The 431-nt window shown below is 63.6% G+C and carries 1 protein-coding gene; it reads right to left on the bottom strand.

The window, feature by feature from the left end:
• Positions 1–122: 122 nt before the first annotated feature.
• The coding region (locus A6V29_RS16410) for an integrase core domain-containing protein (RefSeq protein ID WP_170977913.1) at positions 123–431 on the bottom strand (309 nt) is incomplete at its 5' end.

The raw sequence follows: 431 nt of genomic DNA, 5'->3' as shown, positions 1-431 counted from the left end.
GCCGGCGTTCAGGGCGTGCGCCGCGGCGAGCACCGCACCGTGACCACGACACGCACCCAGACCGCGCCGCGACACCCTGACCTGCTCAAGTGAACCGTCCTGGGGCCGGTGAAGGGTGGCGATCAGGCCACCTCACGGCGTGAGGCGATGGTGCTAGTGTACTCCATTTCCTTCTCGATGGGCGTCAGATAGCTGATCGAGGAATGGATCCTTTCGGTGTTGTACCAGTGCACCCAGTCGGCGGTGGCCGACTCGACCTCGGCTCGATTGCGCCAGGTGGTGCAGCGTCGCGGATGCTCGATCAGTTCCGTCTTGTACAGGCCGATCGTGGATTCCATCAGTGCGTTGTCCAGCGCATCGCCGACGGTTCCGATGGACCCGGCGATCCCAGCTTCCTCCAGCGCCTCGGTGAATGCCAGAGATGTATATTG

The sequence above is a fragment of the Blastococcus sp. CCUG 61487 genome, assembly GCF_005222955.1.
Taxonomy (GTDB): domain Bacteria; phylum Actinomycetota; class Actinomycetes; order Mycobacteriales; family Geodermatophilaceae; genus Blastococcus.
The sequence above is the reverse complement of the archived record's forward strand: the minus strand, read 5'-3'. Positions and strand labels throughout refer to the sequence as shown.